Genomic DNA, 15,595 nt, shown 5'->3' on the forward strand with positions numbered 1-15,595 from the left:
AGTGCGCCGCCGCGGGAGCGTGGCGGGAACACCGTCACAGCACGGCATGCCTATCTAGGACAATGGTGACGTGACAGGCACAGTCCCGGCCGATTACGCGGCGCCGCAGCTGGTGATCTTCGATCTCGACGGCACCCTCACCGACTCCGCCGAAGGGATCGTCGCGAGCTTCCTGCACGCGCTCAGCCACATCGGCGCCCCGGTGCCCGAGGGCGACCTGGCCGCGCAGATCGTCGGGCCGCCGATGGACGACACGTTCCACGCGATGGAACTCGGCGAGCACGCCGACGCGGCGATCGCGGCCTTCCGCGCCGAGTACGGCGCCCGGGGCTGGGCGATGAACACGCTGTTCGACGGGATTGCCACCCTGTTGGCCGATCTGCACTCCGCGGGCGTCCGGCTGGCGGTGGCCACCTCGAAGCTGGAACCGACGGCGCGGCGCATCCTCGCCCATTTCGAGCTCGACCGGTATTTCGACGTCATCGCCGGTGCCAGTCCCGACGGATCCCGCAAGACGAAGGAGGAGGTGCTGGCGCACGCGCTGGAGCAGCTGCGGCCGCTGCCCGATCGGGTGCTGATGGTCGGCGACCGCAGCCACGACGTGGACGGGGCGGCCGCACACGGGATCGACGCCGTGGTGGTCGGCTGGGGCTACGGGCGGGCCGACTTCGCGGAAACGGGCGCGCCCGCCGTCGGCGTGACGCACGCCGCCACCATCGCCGAGCTGCGGAGGGCGCTGGGTGTCTAAACCGCTGCACGTGACCTTCGTCTGCACGGGCAACATCTGCCGCTCTCCGATGGCCGAGAAGATGTTCGCCGAGCAGCTGCGGCGACGCGGTCTGGGTGACGCGGTGCGGGTGACCAGCGCGGGCACCGGCGACTGGCACATCGGCAGCTGCGCCGACGAGCGAGCCGCCCGGGTGCTGCGGGCGCACGGCTATTCCACCGATCACTGCGCCGCGCAATTCGGCACCGACCACTCGGCGGCCGACCTGGTGGTGGCGCTGGGCCGCAACCACGTCTGGATGCTGCAGCAGCTGGGAGTCGACGAGAGCCGGATCCGACTGCTGCGGTCGTTCGACCCACGCTCGGGGGCCTATGTGCCGGACGTGGAGGATCCCTATTACGGCGACCACGCGGACTTCGAAGAAGTCTTTGCCGTCATCGAAGCCGCCCTGCCCGGCCTGCACGAGTGGGTCGACGAGCAACTGGCGCGAAGCGGGCATGGTTGATGCCCCGCTTGGCGTACTTGCTGCGGCCCGGCTGGATTGTGCTGGCCCTGGTGGTGATCGCCTTCACCTACCTGTGCTTCATGGTGCTCGCGCCGTGGCAGCTGGGAAAGAACACCCGCACGTCGCGGGAAAACCACCAAATCGAGTATTCCCTCAACACCGCCCCCGTTCCGTTGAAAACATTGTTACCGCAACAGGATTCGTCGGCCCCGGATGCGCAATGGCGCAGGGTGACGGCAACCGGCCACTATCTGGCGGATGTTGCGGTGCTGGCCCGGCTGCGGGTCGTCGAGGCCGAGCAGGCATTCGAGGTGCTGGTGCCGTTCGTCGTCGACGACGGACCCACCGTCCTGGTGGATCGCGGCTATGTGCGACCCGAGGAGGGTTCGCATGTACCGCCGATCCCGCGGCCGCCGGCGGAGACCGTGACCATCACGGCGCGCCTGCGCGATTCGGAGCCCCTGGTGCAGGGCAAAGACCCCTTCACCAGAGACGGCTTCGAGCAGGTGTATTCGATTAATACCCAACAGGTTTCGGCGCTGACCAAAGTTCCGCTGGCCGGCTCGTATCTGCAATTGGTTGACAACCAACCCGGCGGGCTCGGCGTGGTCGGCGTGCCGCGCCTGGACGCCGGGCCGTTTCTGTCGTACGGCATTCAATGGATTTTGTTCGGCATCCTGGCGCCGATCGGGCTGGGATATTTCGCGTATTCCGAGATTCGGGCCCGGCGCGCGGAAAAACAGGCGCCCGTCGCTGAAAGCTCCGACAGCCCCACGACCGTCGAGGAAAAACTCGCCGACCGCTACGGCCGCCGGCGCTAAACACTTTTCAGTGTGCGCTGAGGGCGCCCTACGTACACACTCGACGCCGCTGATGCACACTCGATGCCCAAAACAGACATCCGAGTAGGGCCGTGGCCGTCTGCACTGCCCGAGACAGGGTCACCGCGCGCCGCAGGTCGGCGACCGTAGGCTGCGGGCCGTCGCCCAGGGTGGGACGTATCTGCAGCTCATGGCGGTACTGGGTGGGCCCGCCGAGCCGCACGCGCAGCGCCCCGGCGAACGACGCCTCGACCACCCCGGCGTTGGGGCTGGGATGACGGGCCGCGTCGCGGCGCCAGGCCCGCAGCGCACCCACCGTCGACCCGCTGACCAGCGGCGCGCACAACGCCACCAGCGCGGCGGTCACCCGAGCAGCGACGTAGTTGGCAACATCGTCCAATCGCGCTGCGGCCCAACCGAAGCGGATATAGCGCGGGGAGCGGTGGCCGATCATCGAATCCAAGGTGTTGGCGGCGCGGTAGGCCAGCACCGCGGGCACGCCGCCCGCCGTCGCCCACAGCAGCGGCGCCACCTCGGCGTCGGACGTGTTTTCCGCGACCGATTCCAGCGCCGCGCGCGTCAGACCCGGGCCGTCCAGCGCCGCCGGATCGCGCCCGCACAGCGACGGCAACAACCGTCGCGCGCCCTCGAGATCGTCGCGTTCCAGCAGCCGCGACATCGCCGTGCCGGTGCGCGCCAACGACGTTCCGCCCAGCGATATCCAGGTCGCCGCGGCGGTGGCGGCGATCGGCCACGGCCCGCCCAGGCGCACCGCGGCCCTCTCGACCGTCGCGCCGAGCAGCGTTGCGGCGCCGACCATCAGGCCCACGTGCAGCGCGCCCGCGAGCTTGGCGTCGCGGTAGGTGAGGCGCTCCACCCGCGCGGCCGCCGTGCCGAACAGCGCGACCGGATGCCGCCGCTGCGGGTCGCTCAGCGCGAGGTCGGCCAGGTAGCCGGCCAGCACGCCGGCGACGCGGGTCCGAATCGCAACCATTCCGGCAGCGTCTCACACGTGGTCTACTCGATTGCATGAGGCGAGTTCCGCGATGAAGCGGCCCGCGACCCGGATCGCCGACCTACTGAATCCCGCGGCGATGCTGTTACCGGCCGCCAATGTGATCATGCAGCTGGCCCTGCCGGGCGTCGGTTACGGCGTGCTGGAAAGCCCGGTGGACAGCGGCAACGTCTACAAGCATCCGTTCAAGCGGGCCCGGACCACCGGCACCTACCTGGCGGTGGCGACCATTGGTACCGAGGCCGACCGGGCGCTGATCCGCGGCGCCGTCGACGTCGCACACCGGCAAGTGCGGTCGACGCCGTCAAGCCCGGTGTCCTACAACGCGTTTGACCCCAAGTTGCAGCTGTGGGTGGCGGCGTGTCTGTACCGCTATTTCATCGACCAGCACGAGTTTCTGCACGGCCGGCTCGACGACGCCACCGCCGACACCGTCTACCGCGACGCCAAGCGGCTGGGCACCACGCTGCAGGTGCCCGAGCGCATGTGGCCTCCGGACCGGGTCGCGTTCGACGAGTACTGGAAACGCTCGCTCGACGAACTGCGCATCGACCCGCCGGTGCGCGAGCATCTGCGCGGGGTGGCGTCGATGGCCTTCCTGCCCTGGCCGGTGCGGGCGCTGGCGGGGCCACTCAATCTGTTCGCGACGACGGGATTTCTGGCCCCCGAGTTTCGGGCGATGATGAAGCTGGACTGGTCGGAGGGCCAGCAGCGCCGATTCGAATGGCTACTGGCAGCCCTACGGCTGGCCGACCGATTGATTCCGCACCGGGCGTGGATCTTCGGCTACCAGCTCTACTTGCGGGACATGCGATCTCGCGCACGACGCGGCCGCCGCATCGTCTAGGGCTAGAGTCAGCCCATGCCCTTCCCCGCACTCAACCATGTCGCGGTCACGGTGCGCGACCTCGAAGTCAGCAGTCCCTGGTACCGCCGCCTTCTCGGCTCTGACCCCCTCACCGACGAGCACGACGACGCCGGCTACCGGCATCAGGTGTGGTTGCTCGACGGCGGCACGGGGTTCGGCCTCCACCAGCACGACCGCCCGGCCCCCGATGAGAAGTTCAGCGAACATCGCGTCGGCCTCGACCATGTCGCCTTCGGCTGCGCCAATCGCGCCGAGCTCGAGGACTGGGTCAAGCGGCTGGACGAGCTCGGGATCGAGCACGGCGGCATCGTGGATGCGGAGTACGGCTCGGGCCTGAGTTTCCGCGACCCCGACGGCATCGCGTTGGAATTCTTCGCGCTTCCGGGGTAACCCGTCAGCGCACCGTCGCAAAGAACGCGCGCAGGTCGTCGACGAACAGCTCCGGTTGTTCGAACGCTGCGAAATGCCCGCCGCGCGGCATGTCGGTCCAGTGGGTGATGTTGTAGACCGGCTCGCACCAGCTTCGCGGCGCCTTCAGCAGCTCATGAGGGAAAGCCGCTACGCCGGTTGGCAATTCGACGCGGTCTATTTGTCCCCAGACCCGAAAGCTCTCCCAATACAGTCGCGCCGAGGAGGCGGCGGTCTCGGTCACCCAGTACACCATCACGTTGTCGAGTAGCTCGTCGCGGCTGAACGCGTTCTCCGGATGCCCGTCGCAATCCGACCAGGCCCAGAACTTCTCGACGATCCACGCCAGCTGCCCCGCCGGCGAATCGACCAGCCCGTAGCCCAGCGTCTGCGGCCGGGTGGACTGCTGCTTGGAATAGCCGGTGCCCCACTTGCGGTGCTCGGCCAGGGCGGCCATCGCCGCCTTCTCCTCCTCGGTGGGGTTCGCCATCGCTTCGGCCGTGGGCCTTCCGAGCGGCATGTTGAGGTGAATGGCCACGCAGTGGCCGCCGTTTCGGCCGATCTGATTCGTGACGGCCGCACCCCAGTCGCCGCCCTGCGCGCCGTAGCGGTCGTAGCCGAGGGTGCCCATCAGCGTCTCCCACGCCGCGGCGATCTTCTCCACACCCCACCCGGTGCGGGTGGGCTTACCCGAGAACCCGTATCCCGGAAGTGACGGGCAGACAACGTGAAAGGCGTCCTCGGTGCGTCCCGACGCCGGATTCGTCAGCGGCTCAATCACCTTGTGAAACTCCACAATTGAGCCCGGCCACCCATGCGTGATCACCAACGGAAAGGCGTCCTCGTGCGGGGACCGTTGGTGGATGAAATGGATGTCCAGCCCGTCGATCTCGGTGACGAATTGATCGAAGCGGTTGAGCGCGGCCTCGCGCGACCGCCAGTCGTATTCGTTGGCCCAGTAGCCGGCGAGCTCGCGGGTGTAGGCCAGCGGGATGCCCTGGCTCCAGTCGTCCACGCACTCGGCTTCGGGCCACCGGGTGCGCGCCAAACGGGATCGCAGATCGTCGAGAACGTCATCGGAAACGTCGATGCGAAACGGCTTCACCCGTTCATAGTGCCGCACGCTCGCCAAACGCCGGTGGGCGCGGACGGTATCGAACCGCCGACCGCTGGTGTGTAAAACCAGAGCTCTACCACTGAGCTACGCGCCCTTGAAACCCAGGGGGTCCGCCGCAGGCTACACGTCAACAGCCTAAGCAGCCAAAACGATCAGGCCCTCTCAGGCCTTCAACGCCGCCAGCGCGTCGGTCCACAGCTTCTGGTCCCGGGCCTCGCCCGGCTCCTTCATCTCGGCGAACTGGATGATTCCCGACCGATCGACGACGAAGGTGCCGCGATTGGAGTATCCGGCGGCGTCGTTGAATACGCCGTAGGCCTGGCTGACCTCGCCGTGCGGCCAGAAATCCGACAGCACGGGAAACGTGAAACCGCTCTCGAGGGACCAAATCTTGTGCGTCGGCGGCGGGCCCACCGAGATCGCCAGCACCGCGCTGTCCTCGTTTTCGAAAACGGGCAAGTGATCACGCAGCAAGTCGAGTTCCCCCTGGCAGATCCCGGTGAATGCCAGCGGGAAGAACACCAACAGGACGTTCTTGGCTCCGCGGTAGGAGCTCAGGGTGACGCGCTGCTGATTCTGATCGCGCAAGGTGAAGTCCGGGGCGGGCGTTCCGACCGGCAGCATCAACGCTTCCCGGCCCGCGACTTCGGCTGAACCAACCGGCTGGCGCTCCAGTCGCCGAGATTGACCGACGAGGTCGGCATCAGGCCGGCGGTGGGGGCCGCCTCGGCAATCTCGGCCGGCAGGACGTGACCGGGCTTGCCCGTCTTAGGTGTCAGCACCCAGATCACGCCGTCCTCAGCCAGCGGGCTGATCGCGTCCATCAGGGTGTCCACCAGATCGCCGTCCCCATCTCGCCACCACAGCAGGACGACGTCGACCACCTCGTCGGTGTCTTCGTCGAGCAGGTCACTGCCACAGGCTTCCTCGACCGCGGCACGAATGTCGTCGTCGGTGTCTTCGTCCCAGCCCCACTCCTGGACGACTTGGTCCCGTTGGATGCCCAGCTTGCGAGCGTAGCTCGGGGCGTCATCCGCCGCGACCACCGTGGAGCCTCCTTTTGCCATGTGCGCCGTGCGATGGGGATTATCGTCGCACAGCCGGAACGCGGTCCATACCCGTGCCTCGTAACGCGTGTCAGAACGACGCCAAGCAGAGTTTGAGTGCCTTGGTCTTCGTGTCGTTGAGCTGATTGACCCGCTTGTTGAACTCGCCCGTCGGCGCGTGCGTGCCAATCGCGTTGGCGACCCCGCGGGCGGCGTCGATGTAAGCGTTGAACGCGTCCTTCATCTGCGTCGACAGCGCATCGCTGAAGCTGTTGGCCACCGTCGAGGCGCTGTCGTTGAGCGCGTCGATGGCCGGCCCCTCGGTCGGACCCGTGTTGCGACCCGCATTGAACGCCCCGACAAAGGCATTCACCTTGTCGATCGCGGCGCTGCTGGTGGTGGCCAGCGAGTCGCACGAGGTGCGAACCGCCCGGGTCGTCAGGGATTGCTGCCGCTGGGTTTCCCGGATGCTGGACGTCGCCGCCGACGCGGACACCGAGGCGGACACCGACTGCCGGTAAGCGGGGGCCACCTTCGTGTCGGGCGTTGCCGTGCCATTGGTGACGGTGGTACAGCCCACGATGCCCATCACGACCACCGCGACACAGCCGAGCGCCAGAGCGCCTCGCTTTACGGCTTCCCCCGTAAGGACGGCACGCCATCCGATGAGCACAGCTAGACGTTACCGGGTGGCCGTTCCCGCCGCCTGCGGCGCACCGCGGCTACCCGCCCGGGAGGCCGGTGCGGCACGATAGAAGGCGAAACCGCGGGCAGACGACCCGCCAACCAAGGAGCGGAAGTTGACCACCGAGTTCGCGCGCCACGATCTGGCCCAAAACTCAAGCAACCCAAACGAATCCGATCGGGTGCGGGTGATCCGCGAGGGTGTCGCGTCGTATCTGCCCGACATCGACGCCGAGGAGACCAGCGAATGGCTCGAATCGTTCGACGAAATGCTCGAACGCTCCGGGCCGGCCCGCGCCCGGTATCTGATGCTGCGCCTGCTGGAACGCGCCGGTGAGCAGCGGGTCGCGATCCCGGCGCTGACCTCCACCGACTACGTGAACACGATCCCCACCGAACTGGAGCCGTGGTTCCCCGGCGACGAGGACGTCGAGCGCCGCTATCGGGCCTGGATCAGGTGGAACGCGGCGATCATGGTGCACCGCGCGCAGCGACCGGGCGTCGGCGTGGGCGGCCACATCTCGACGTACGCCTCGTCGGCGGCGCTCTACGAGGTCGGGTTCAACCACTTCTTCCGCGGCAAGGCCCACCCCGGCGGCGGGGACCACGTGTTCATCCAGGGCCATGCGTCGCCGGGCATCTACGCCCGCGCCTTCCTGGAGGGCCGGCTGACCGCCGACCAGCTCGACGGCTTCCGCCAAGAGCACAGCCATCCCGGCGGCGGCCTGCCGTCCTACCCGCACCCGCGGCTGATGCCCGACTTCTGGGAGTTCCCGACGGTGTCGATGGGGCTGGGCCCGATGAACGCGATCTATCAGGCCCGGTTCAACCACTACCTGCACGACCGGGGCATCAAGGACACCTCCGACCAGCACGTGTGGGCGTTCCTCGGAGACGGCGAGATGGACGAGCCGGAGAGCCGTGGGCTGGCCCACGTCGCGGCGCTGGAGGCACTGGACAACCTGACCTTCGTCATCAACTGCAACCTGCAGCGCCTCGACGGCCCGGTGCGCGGCAACGGCAAGATCATCCAGGAACTGGAGTCGTTCTTCCGGGGCGCGGGCTGGAACGTCATCAAGGTGGTATGGGGCCGCGAGTGGGACGCACTGCTGCACGCCGACAAGGACGGCGCACTGGTCAACCTGATGAACACCACACCCGACGGCGACTACCAGACCTATAAGGCCAACGACGGCGCCTACGTACGAGACCACTTCTTCGGTCGTGATCCGCGCACCAAGGCGCTCGTCGAGCACATGACCGATTCCGAGATCTGGAACCTCAAGCGCGGTGGTCACGACTACCGCAAGGTATACGCGGCTTACCGGGCCGCCGTCGACCACAAAGGCCAGCCGACGGTGATCCTGGCCAAGACCATCAAGGGCTATTCGCTGGGCGCGCACTTCCAGGGCCGCAACGCGACACACCAGATGAAAAAGCTTGCGCTGCAAGATCTCAAGGACTTCCGCGACGCCATCCGAATCCCGATCGGCGACGCCCAGCTGGAGGCGGACCCCTATCTGCCCCCGTACTACCACCCGGGTCCCGAGGCCCCCGAGATCCGCTACCTGCTCGACCGGCGCCGCGCGCTGGGTGGCTTCGTGCCCGAGCGGCGCACCAAGGCCAAGGCGCTGGCGCTACCGGGCCGCGACACCTACAAGGCCCTGAAGAAGGGTTCCGGCCAGCAGGAGGTGGCCACCACCATGGCCACGGTGCGCACCTTCAAGGAAGTGTTGCGCGACAAGGAGATTGGGCCCCGCATCGTGCCGATCATCCCCGACGAGGCGCGCACGTTCGGCATGGACTCGTGGTTCCCCTCGTTGAAGATCTACAACCGCCTCGGTCAGCTCTACACCGCCGTCGACGCCGAATTGATGTTGGCGTACAAGGAAAGTGAAGTCGGCCAGATCCTGCACGAGGGCATCAACGAGGCAGGCTCGGCCGCGTCGTTCACCGCGGCCGGTACCTCGTATGCAACGCACAACGAGCCGATGATCCCGATCTACATCTTCTATTCGATGTTCGGGTTTCAGCGCACCGGCGACGGCCTGTGGGCCGCGGCCGACCAGATGGCGCGCGGCTTTCTGCTCGGGGCCACCGCCGGCCGGACGACGCTGACCGGCGAGGGCCTGCAGCATGCCGACGGCCACTCGCTGCTGCTGGCGGCCACCAATCCGGCGGTCGTGGCCTATGACCCGGCGTTCGCCTACGAAATCGCCTACATCGTGGAAAGCGGCCTGGCCCGGATGTTCGGCCAGAACCCGGAGAACGTGTTCTTCTACATCACCGTGTACAACGAGCCCTACGTGCAGCCGCCGGAGCCGGAGAACTTCGACCCCGAAGGCGTGCTGCGCGGCATCTACCGCTACCGCGCGGCCACCGAGCAACGCACGAACAAGGCGCAGATCCTCGCGTCGGGCGTGGCGATGCCGTCAGCGCTGCAAGCCGCCGAGATGCTGGCCGCCGAGTGGGACGTCGCCGCCGACGTGTGGTCGGTGACCAGCTGGGGCGAATTGAACCGCGACGGCGTGGCCGTCGAGACGGCGCGGCTGCGCCACCCCGACCAGCCCGCCGGTGTCCCCTACCTGACCAAGGCCCTCAACGGGGCCGTCGGACCGGTGATCGCCGTATCGGACTGGATGCGCGCGGTCCCCGAGCAGATCCGCCCCTGGGTGCCCGGCACCTACGTCACGCTGGGCACCGACGGGTTCGGCTTCTCCGACACCCGGCCCGCGGCGCGGCGCTACTTCAACACCGATGCGGAATCCCAGGTGGTAGCCGTGCTGGAGGCGTTGGCCCGCGACGGGGAGATCGACCCGTCGGTGCCGGTCGCGGCCGCCCGCCAGTACCGGATTGACGACGTGCAGGCCGCCCCGGAGCAGACATCCGACCCCGGCGTGGCCTAAGCCCGGGTTGGCCATCCCCGCGAGCGTGCGGCTAGCCGCACGTTCGGGGCCCAGCGTGCGGCTGGCCGCACGTTCGGCGAGGGGTCGCGCCGCGGGCCCGCGCGGCTTTGGCGGAAAGTTCCAAAATCTGGCGTAGGTTTTAGGGGTGAATGACAACCCGTTCGCCGGTCCTTTTGCCAAGCATCCCCGTTCGCCGCTGGAACTGCTGGACACCGTCCCCGATTCGTTGCTGCGGCGGCTGAAGCAGTATTCGGGCCGGCTGTCCACCGAAGCGGTCAACGCCATGCAGGATCGGTTGCCGTTCTTCGCCGACCTGGAAGCCTCCCAGCGGGCCAGTGTCGCGCTGGTGGTGCAGACGGCCGTCGTGAACTTCGTCGAATGGATGCACGACCCGCACAGCAACGTCAGCTACACCGCCAAGGCCTTCGAACTGGTGCCCAAGGACCTGACCCGACGGATCGCGCTGCGCCACAGCGTGGACATGGTTCGGGTCACGATGGAGTTCTTCGAGGAAGTCGTGCCGCTGCTGGCCCGCTCCGACGAGCAGCTGACCGCACTGACGGTGGGGATCTTGAAGTACAGCCGCGACCTGGCCTTCACCTTCGCCGGCGAGTACGCCGACGCGGCCGAGGCGCGGGGAAACTGGGACAGCCGCATGGAGGCCAGCGTCGTCGACGCGGTGGTGCGCGGCGACACGGGCCCGGAGCTGCTATCCCGTGCGGCGGCATTGAACTGGGACACCACCGCGCCGGCGACCGTGGTCGTCGGGACCCCGGCACCGGGCCGCGAGGATGCGAACGGACAGGGCGACAGCGAGCGAGCCAGCCAACACGTCCGCGACGTCGCCGCCATCCACGGCCGCGCGGCGCTCACCGACGTGCACGGCACCTGGCTGGTGGCGATCGTGTCGGGTCCGTTGTCGCCGACGGAGAAATTCCTCGGTGACCTGTTGGTCGCGTTCTCGGACGACCCGGTGGTCATCGGACCCACCGCGCCGATGCTGACCGCGGCTTATCACAGCGCCAGTGAGGCGATATCGGGGATGAACGCCGTCGCGGGCTGGAGCGGGGCGCCCCGGCCCGTGCTGGCCCGAGAGCTGCTGCCCGAACGCGCCCTGATGGGGGACGCGTCGGCGATCGTCGCGTTGCACACCGACGTGATGGGGCCGCTGGCCGAGGCCGGGCCGACCCTCGTGGAGACCCTTGAAGCTTTCTTAGATTCGGGCGGCGCGATTGAGGCTTGCGCCCGCAAGTTGTTCGTTCATCCAAACACCGTGCGGTACCGCCTGAAGCGCATCACGGACTTCACCGGCCGCGATCCCACTCAGCCGCGTGATGCGTATGTGCTGCGTGTGGCGGCGACCGTCGGTCAGCTCAACTACCCCACGAGCCCATCTAGTGTCGGCAGCACCGCCCTGACGCAGGTTCCTCTCCCGGTCAGAGGGGGTGCCGCGGCGCCGTTCGCGAGATAGTGATCCAGGCAACAGATCGCGGCACGATATCAAACATGTTGCTTACGGGGCTGTTTTGTAAGGTGTATACAAAAACCTAAGACGAGGTTCATAATCTGTTACACCCGCCAAAACCGTTTCCACAGTGTTCTCTTAGACACGTGATTGCGTTTCTCGCGCCCGGACAGGGTTCGCAGACCGAGGGGATGCTGTCGCCGTGGCTGGAGTTGTCCGGCGCGGCGGACCAGCTGACCCTATGGTCGAAGGCCAGCGGCCTGGATCTCGTGCGGCTGGGCACCACCGCCTCGACCGAAGAGATCACCGACACCGCGGTCACCCAGCCGTTGGTCGTCGCGGCCACGCTGCTGGCTCATCAGGAACTGACAAAGCGCGGTCTGCTCGCGGGCGAGGAATTCATCGCGGCCGGTCACTCCGTCGGCGAAATCGCCGCCTACGCGATCGCCGGTGTGATGGGGGCCGACGACGCCGTCGCGCTGGCCGCCACCCGGGGTGCCGAGATGGCCAAGGCCTGCGCCCTCGAGCCGACCGGCATGTCCGCGGTGCTCGGCGGTGACGAGGCGGAGGTGCTGGCCCGCCTCGAGCAACTCGACCTGACCCCCGCGAACCGCAACGCCGCCGGCCAGATCGTGGCCGCCGGCCCGCTGGCCGCGCTGGAGAAGCTCGCCGAAGACCCGCCGGCCAAGGCCCGGGTGCGCGCCCTCGGCGTGGCCGGAGCGTTCCACACCAAGTACATGGCTTCAGCTCTCGACGCGTACGCCGCCGCGGCGGCCGCAATCGCGACCGCCGAGCCCACCGCCACGCTGTTGTCCAACCGCGACGGGAAGCCGGTCACCTCGGCGGCCGCGGCGATGGACGCGCTGGTCGCCCAGCTGACCCAACCGGTGCGCTGGGACCTGTGCACCGAGACGCTGCGTGAGCACAATGTCACGGCGATCGTGGAGTTCCCGCCCGCGGGCACCCTCACCGGCATCGCCAAACGCGAACTTCGGGGGGTTCCGGCACGCGCCGTCAAGTCGCCCGCAGACCTGGACGGGTTGACCGACCTCTAACGGCAAATTTGTCCAGTACAACCAAAAAGCACGTCAGTTCGATTTACACACAACACATTACGAAGGGAAGCAAGGCTGTGGCCGTCACTCAGGAAGAAATTATCGCCGGTATTGCGGAGATCATCGAAGAGGTCACCGGTATCGAGCCCTCCGAGGTCACCCCGGAGAAGTCGTTCGTCGACGACCTGGACATCGACTCGCTGTCGATGGTCGAGATCGCCGTCCAGACCGAGGACAAGTACGGCGTGAAGATCCCCGACGAGGACCTCGCCGGTCTGCGCACCGTCGGTGACGTCGTTGCGTACATCCAGAAGCTCGAGGAAGAGGACCCGGAGGCCGCCGCCGCGCTGCGCGCCAAGATCGAGTCCGAGAACCCCGACGCCGTGGCCAACGTCAAGGCGAGGATGGAAGCGGACACCAAGTGACCAAGCCTTCCACTGCTAATGGCGGTTACCCCAGCGTTGTGGTAACCGCCGTCACGGCGACGACAGCAATCGCGCCGGACATCGAGAGCACGTGGAAGGGTTTGTTGGCCGGCGAAAGCGGCATCCACGTACTCGAAGACGAGTTCGTCACCAAGTGGGACCTGCCCGTCAAGATCGGCGGGCACCTCAAGGAGCCCGTCGACAACCACATGGGCAGGCTGGACCTGCGGCGCATGTCCTACGTCCAGCGCTTGGCGAAACTGCTGAGCGGTCAGTTGTGGGAGACCGCGGGCACCCCCGAGGTCGATCCCGACCGGTTCTCGGTCGTGGTCGGCACCGGTCTGGGTGGCGCCGAGCGGATCGTCGAGAGCTATGACCTGATGAACGAGGGCGGCCCCCGCAAGGTGTCGCCGCTCGCCGTTCAGATGATCATGCCCAACGGCGCCGCGGCCGTGGTCGGTCTGCAGCTCGGCGCCCGTGCCGGGGTGATAACTCCGGTGTCGGCCTGCTCGTCGGGCTCGGAGGCAATCGCCCACGCGTGGCGTCAGATCGTCATGGGTGACGCGGATATCGCCGTGTGCGGCGGAGTCGAAGGTCCGATCGAGGCGCTGCCCATCGCGGCGTTCTCGATGATGCGGGCCATGTCGACCCGTAACGACGAACCCGAGCGTGCGTCGCGGCCGTTCGACAAGGACCGCGACGGCTTCGTGTTCGGCGAGGCCGGGGCGCTGATGATCATCGAGACCGAGGAGCACGCCAAGGCCCGCGGCGCCAAGCCGTTGGCCCGGTTGCTCGGTGCCGGCATCACCTCGGACGCCTTCCACATGGTGGCGCCCGCGGCGGACGGCGTGCGCGCCGGCCGGGCGATGACGCGGGCGATGGAGCTGGCGGGCTTGTCCCCCAAGGACGTCGACCACGTCAACGCCCACGGGACCGCAACGCCGATCGGCGACACGGCCGAGGCCAACGCGCTTCGGGTCGCCGGCTGCGAAAAGGCCGCGGTGTATGCGCCGAAATCGGCGCTGGGGCACTCAATCGGCGCAGTCGGGGCGCTCGAGTCGGTGCTCACGGTGCTGACCCTGAGGGACGGGGTCATCCCACCCACCCTCAACTACGAAACCCCCGATCCCGAAATCGATCTGGACATCGTCGCGGGCGAACCGCGCTACGGCGAGTACCAGTACGCGATCAACAACTCGTTCGGGTTCGGAGGGCACAACGTCGCGCTCGCGTTCGGGCGTTACTAAAGCACGGAAGGAACGTTCGCCACACCCATGACAGAGCTGGTTACGGGGAAAGCTTTCCCCAATGTGGTCGTCACCGGCATTGCCATGACGACTGCCTTGGCACCCGACGCGGAAACCACCTGGAAGTTGCTCCTGGACAGCCAAAGTGGGATCCGTCTCCTCGAGGACCCCTTCGTCGAGGAGTTCGACCTGCCGGTCCGTATCGGCGGGCATCTCGTGGAGGAGTTCGACAGCCAGCTGACTCGCATCGAGCTGCGCCGGACGGGCTACCTGCAAAGGATGTCCACGGTCTTGGGCCGCAGGGTGTGGGAGAACGCCGGTTCACCCGAAGTCGACACCAACCGGTTGGCCGTTTCCATCGGCACGGGCCTCGGCTCGTCGGAGGAAATGGTCTTCAGTTACGACGACATGCGGGCCCGCGGAATGAAGGCGGTCTCTCCGTTAGGCGTGCAGAAGTACATGCCCAACGGGGCGGCCGCGGCGGTCGGGCTGGAACGGCACGCCAAAGCCGGTGTGATGACACCGGTTTCGGCGTGTGCGTCCGGTTGCGAGGGTATCGCCCGGGCGTGGCAGCAGATCGTGCTGGGTGAGGCGGACATCGCAATCTGCGGCGGCGTGGAGACGCGGATCGAGGCGGTGCCGATCGCGGCGTTCGCGGCGATGCGCATCGTGATGTCGACCAAGAACGACGACCCCGCCGGTGCATGTCGCCCGTTCGACCGGGACCGCGACGGTTTCGTGTTCGGCGAAGCCGGCGCTCTGATGGTGATCGAGACCGAGGAGCACGCGAAAGCCCGCGGCGCCAACATCCTGGCCCGGATCATGGGTGCCAGCGTCACCTCGGACGGCTTCCACATGGTCGCGCCGGACCCCAACGGTGAACGTGCCGGCCATGCGATGACGCGGGCGATCCAGCTCGCGGGCCTCACTCCCGGCGACATCGACCACGTCAACGCCCACGCCACCGGCACCCAGGTCGGCGACCTGGCCGAAAGCAAGGCCATCAACAACGCCCTGGGCAGCAACAAGCCGGCGGTATACGCCCCCAAGTCCGCCCTCGGCCACTCGGTCGGTGCGGTCGGCGCCGTGGAGTCGATCTTGACCGTGCTCGCGTTGCGGGATCAGCTGGTCCCACCGACACTGAATCTCGAAAACCTCGATCCAGAGATCGATTTGGACGTGGTGGCGGGTAAGCCGCGGCACGGTGATTACCGGTACGCGATCAACAACTCGTTCGGATTCGGCGGTCACAACGTGGCGATCGCCTTTGGGCGGTACTAAACCCTGACGCCATCAAGCCCGAGCA

General features: G+C 67.4%; 16 protein-coding genes and 1 tRNA gene. 11 read left to right on the top strand and 6 right to left on the bottom strand.

The annotated features are described in order from the left end of the window. The first annotated feature begins 70 nt into the window (after positions 1-70). Genes A5736_RS04710 through A5736_RS04720 form a run of 3 tightly spaced genes read left to right on the top strand, consistent with a single transcriptional unit; the run spans position 71 to position 2,053 of the window. Positions 71-748 carry an HAD-IA family hydrolase gene (locus A5736_RS04710; RefSeq protein ID WP_175611186.1) on the top strand — a complete coding sequence of 226 codons (678 nt, stop codon included), beginning with the start codon at positions 71-73 and terminating at the stop codon, positions 746-748. Next, the gene (locus A5736_RS04715) at positions 741-1,232 is read left to right on the top strand and encodes a low molecular weight protein-tyrosine-phosphatase (RefSeq protein ID WP_076244781.1); all 492 of its coding nucleotides are present in this window, start codon (positions 741-743) and stop codon (positions 1,230-1,232) included. The genes A5736_RS04710 and A5736_RS04715 overlap by 8 nt, the downstream gene beginning before the upstream one ends. Continuing rightward, entirely contained in the window at positions 1,232-2,053 is an 822-nt protein-coding gene (locus A5736_RS04720) for an SURF1 family protein (protein WP_076244782.1), read from the top strand. The genes A5736_RS04715 and A5736_RS04720 overlap by 1 nt, the downstream gene beginning before the upstream one ends. Positions 2,054-2,081: 28 nt before the next feature. Here the strand turns inward: A5736_RS04720 and A5736_RS04725 are convergent, their stop codons facing one another. Beyond that, the gene (locus tag A5736_RS04725; RefSeq protein ID WP_076244784.1) at positions 2,082-3,047 is read right to left on the bottom strand and encodes a cobalamin biosynthesis protein; all 966 of its coding nucleotides are present in this window, start codon (positions 3,045-3,047) and stop codon (positions 2,082-2,084) included. Positions 3,048-3,099: 52 nt separating this feature from the next. Between A5736_RS04725 and A5736_RS04730 the strand changes: the two genes are divergently transcribed. Together A5736_RS04730 and A5736_RS04735 are read left to right on the top strand one after the other, a co-directional pair. Beyond that, entirely contained in the window at positions 3,100-3,915 is an 816-nt protein-coding gene (locus A5736_RS04730) for an oxygenase MpaB family protein (RefSeq protein ID WP_076244786.1), read from the top strand. Positions 3,916-3,930: 15 nt separating this feature from the next. Further along, positions 3,931-4,326: a VOC family protein gene (locus A5736_RS04735; RefSeq protein ID WP_076244788.1), complete on the top strand. Its 396-nt coding sequence runs from the start codon at positions 3,931-3,933 to the stop codon at positions 4,324-4,326. A gap of 4 nt (positions 4,327-4,330) precedes the next feature. Here A5736_RS04735 and A5736_RS04740 read toward each other — a convergent pair whose 3' ends face one another. From A5736_RS04740 to A5736_RS04760, 5 genes are all read right to left on the bottom strand, one after another. Next, the gene (locus A5736_RS04740) at positions 4,331-5,449 is read right to left on the bottom strand and encodes an epoxide hydrolase family protein (RefSeq protein ID WP_076122426.1); all 1,119 of its coding nucleotides are present in this window, start codon (positions 5,447-5,449) and stop codon (positions 4,331-4,333) included. 34 nt (positions 5,450-5,483) lie between these two features. Then, positions 5,484-5,555 (bottom strand) — tRNA-Val (locus A5736_RS04745). 68 nt (positions 5,556-5,623) lie between these two features. Beyond that, positions 5,624-6,085 (bottom strand): peroxiredoxin, encoded by a 462-nt coding sequence (locus tag A5736_RS04750; protein ID WP_076122286.1) that lies wholly within the window; start codon positions 6,083-6,085, stop codon positions 5,624-5,626. Continuing rightward, positions 6,085-6,507, bottom strand: a complete 423-nt coding sequence (locus A5736_RS04755) for a DUF3052 domain-containing protein (RefSeq protein ID WP_076061181.1) — start codon at positions 6,505-6,507, stop codon at positions 6,085-6,087. The genes A5736_RS04750 and A5736_RS04755 overlap by 1 nt, the downstream gene beginning before the upstream one ends. A gap of 91 nt (positions 6,508-6,598) precedes the next feature. Continuing rightward, positions 6,599-7,180, bottom strand: a complete 582-nt coding sequence (locus tag A5736_RS04760; protein ID WP_076122287.1) for a hypothetical protein — start codon at positions 7,178-7,180, stop codon at positions 6,599-6,601. Positions 7,181-7,307: 127 nt separating this feature from the next. On the opposite strand from A5736_RS04760, the gene aceE reads away from it, so the two are divergent. From aceE to kasB, 6 genes are all read left to right on the top strand, one after another. Next, on the top strand, positions 7,308-10,097 hold the full coding sequence (aceE, locus tag A5736_RS04765) for a pyruvate dehydrogenase (acetyl-transferring), homodimeric type (protein WP_076122288.1): 2,790 nt from the start codon (positions 7,308-7,310) through the stop codon (positions 10,095-10,097). A gap of 145 nt (positions 10,098-10,242) precedes the next feature. Beyond that, entirely contained in the window at positions 10,243-11,568 is a 1,326-nt protein-coding gene (locus A5736_RS04770) for a CdaR family transcriptional regulator (RefSeq protein ID WP_076122289.1), read from the top strand. Between the two features lie 140 nt (positions 11,569-11,708). Then, complete coding sequence (locus A5736_RS04775; protein ID WP_076122290.1) at positions 11,709-12,617, top strand: ACP S-malonyltransferase; 909 nt, start codon at positions 11,709-11,711, stop codon at positions 12,615-12,617. 77 nt (positions 12,618-12,694) lie between these two features. Continuing rightward, the gene (gene acpM / locus A5736_RS04780) at positions 12,695-13,042 is read left to right on the top strand and encodes a meromycolate extension acyl carrier protein AcpM (RefSeq protein ID WP_076061171.1); all 348 of its coding nucleotides are present in this window, start codon (positions 12,695-12,697) and stop codon (positions 13,040-13,042) included. Further along, on the top strand, positions 13,039-14,289 hold the full coding sequence (kasA, locus tag A5736_RS04785) for a 3-oxoacyl-ACP synthase KasA (RefSeq protein WP_076115173.1): 1,251 nt from the start codon (positions 13,039-13,041) through the stop codon (positions 14,287-14,289). The genes acpM and kasA overlap by 4 nt, the downstream gene beginning before the upstream one ends. Positions 14,290-14,316: 27 nt before the next feature. Beyond that, a complete protein-coding gene (gene kasB, locus A5736_RS04790) occupies positions 14,317-15,570 on the top strand; it encodes a 3-oxoacyl-ACP synthase KasB (protein WP_076061167.1) in 1,254 nt (417 codons plus the stop codon). The last annotated feature ends 25 nt before the right edge of the window (positions 15,571-15,595 follow it).

The sequence above is a fragment of the Mycobacterium sp. SP-6446 genome, assembly GCF_001954045.1.
Lineage (GTDB): Bacteria > Actinomycetota > Actinomycetes > Mycobacteriales > Mycobacteriaceae > Mycobacterium.

Bases quoted from the DNA above. Each gene is read 5' to 3' on its own strand.
- A5736_RS04720 (WP_076244782.1), top strand. From the start codon at position 1,232: ATGCCCCGCTTGGCGTACTTGCTGCGGCCCGGCTGGATTGTGCTGGCC.
- A5736_RS04725 (WP_076244784.1), bottom strand. From the start codon at position 3,047: ATGGTTGCGATTCGGACCCGCGTCGCCGGCGTGCTGGCCGGCTACCTG.
- A5736_RS04730 (WP_076244786.1), top strand. From the start codon at position 3,100: ATGAAGCGGCCCGCGACCCGGATCGCCGACCTACTGAATCCCGCGGCG.
- A5736_RS04735 (WP_076244788.1), top strand. From the start codon at position 3,931: ATGCCCTTCCCCGCACTCAACCATGTCGCGGTCACGGTGCGCGACCTC.
- A5736_RS04750 (WP_076122286.1), bottom strand. From the start codon at position 6,085: ATGCTGCCGGTCGGAACGCCCGCCCCGGACTTCACCTTGCGCGATCAG.
- kasB (WP_076061167.1), top strand. From the start codon at position 14,317: ATGACAGAGCTGGTTACGGGGAAAGCTTTCCCCAATGTGGTCGTCACC.